The 1,942-nt window shown below is 65.9% G+C and carries 1 protein-coding gene and 1 pseudogene; one reads left to right on the top strand and one right to left on the bottom strand.

From position 1 onward, the window contains the following. Window positions 1-472 precede the first annotated feature (472 nt). Entirely contained in the window at window positions 473-1,468 is a 996-nt protein-coding gene (locus HL658_RS36375; RefSeq protein ID WP_343055446.1) for a PGN_0703 family putative restriction endonuclease, read from the bottom strand. Between the two features lie 243 nt (window positions 1,469-1,711). Here HL658_RS36375 and HL658_RS36370 point away from each other — a divergent pair. Beyond that, a pseudogene (locus HL658_RS36370) lies at window positions 1,712-1,942 on the top strand (hypothetical protein); the annotation flags it as partial.

The raw sequence follows: 1,942 nt of genomic DNA, 5'->3' as shown, positions 1-1,942 counted from the left end.
GGCCGCCGCACTCGACGCCGGCCTGTCGCTGCCCGACGGGTTGCTGCGGGCGGCGGCGGCGGCGGGGCTCGCCTGCCGCGGTGTCGGCGCCCAGGACAGCATGCCCGACGCCGCGCGCATCGCCGCGGCGGCGGCCGACATGCCGCCGGTGGAGGCGGTGGGGTAACGGCCCATCTCGTTTTTGTCCGCGATTCTCGCCTCCGCGCAAGGCAGTCCTAGAAAGTGGACCGCTCCGTTTTTTCCGGAGGCCGGGTTGGTTGACTAACATCCCGCTCCGTCAGGCAACGTCGCGTTCGGGGCAACACCGACACAGCCCAAACCCGACAGCACCCATCACCGGCCAGCCACCTGAGTAGTTACGCGGCGGCTTTCCTGGGATGTGTCTTGATCTTGGAGAAGGCCATCCCGATGGCATCGACGTCGGAGCTGTCGGCGGCAGCGTTCGCCACGGCGTGCATGGTCGTGCCGCCTCTCATCCAGCCCTCCCGACCAAGCCGGGGTACCTCTCGCAGACGTAGTCCCACCAGCGACTGAACTGGGGGTGCTGGGTAACGTCAAAGCACCCGAACAGCTTTTCGGTGTTGACGCTGCGAAAGGCATTAGGCTGTACCAGCAGATCGCCCCAGACGCGGACAGCGTCGGTGCCGCGGTGGCACAGCGCCGGCGCGGTAACGACCTTGAAGGCCGTGTTGGCGCCGGGGGCGATGTGCAGCACGCCAACGTGATCGCAACCTTCCTCCCGGACGGCCTGCATGCGGTGCGCAAGCATCTGCTGGCGCAGAAACTGGTAAAAGGGTTCCCAAAACAAGTCGGCAAGGTCCAGACCCGCGTCGGACCGCACTGGACCATCGGGGACGAAGGCGATGCCGGTGTAGCGCTTTCGGCGGGTCGGTTCCTTCGCTAGGTCAGGCGGGCTGCCATATGTCTCGGTGTACTTCCACTCGATCAGCAGCATGCCCACCGACCCGTCGTCAAGCCGGCGGTACTTCACGGCTGCATCCGCGCTGGTGCAGTTCGCGCCACGGCGTCGCGTCGCGTCCTTGCCCACTCCTTCATTAAGGTGATCCCGCTCGCCGATCCACTCGAATCCCACATGCCATGCGTCGCGCCCCGGCAGGCGATCATCCTCCAGCGGAAGCATCTCCACCTCCCCGAGGAGAGGACGGAGGAGGGACGCCAGTGCATTGGGTTCGGTTGTGAAGGGCATCAGGAAGTTGAGGCAGCATGCCTGCGAGCTCAGGAGGTGGTGCGACCACTGATGCCACGCGATGCGGTGGTGCGCGAAATACGCCAATGCGTCCTCCCTGATTTCTGGGAAGAGGTTCTCGGACCGGAGTTCCTTCGGCAGCAGCATGGCGCTGTATCCCGAGGCCGGTTTCGAGCACTCTCTCGCCGGGGCCGACAGCGTTGTCGAAGCTTGCCGGAACCGGGCCTGCGCAGCCCGTTGCGCTTTGACGAAGGATGACATGGTGTCGAGCTCGTTAGGCTTGCGGTGACGGGGGGAGCGAGATAGGGCACCCGCGGCCTTCCAGTACCGCTTGGCGCGGGGCCATCAAACGGATACGACGACCGTTCCGATACCAAGTCGTCATGCGAGAATCTTTAGCCCGAACTATGCTCCGGAGTTGGCGGGTGTAGCGCAAGCCATTGATACAGTCTAGGATTCGGTTCCCCACACCAGAACCCGCCGTTTCCGGAGCGCCGACCCGCCATGGCTGATCCTACGCTGCCGCTGGCCGGACTGTCACCGGTCGATGGCAACTCCGTCGTGGTCCGTTTCGATGGAGGACACCTGTCCTTGGAAGGCGGTCGGCTGGCGTTGCGTGAGGTGACCCGGCGGCTGAAGGTGACCGAGCGCCTTGCCGCCTGCGTGATGACGCTGGGCGGACAAGGCGCGGTCGCCGCGGAGGGCGGGCGGCTGTGGCGGGTGCGGGCGCTGCCG

Source organism: Azospirillum oleiclasticum (assembly GCF_013423485.1).
Lineage (GTDB): Bacteria > Pseudomonadota > Alphaproteobacteria > Azospirillales > Azospirillaceae > Azospirillum > Azospirillum oleiclasticum.
This window is presented reverse-complemented; position numbering and strand designations above follow the sequence as displayed.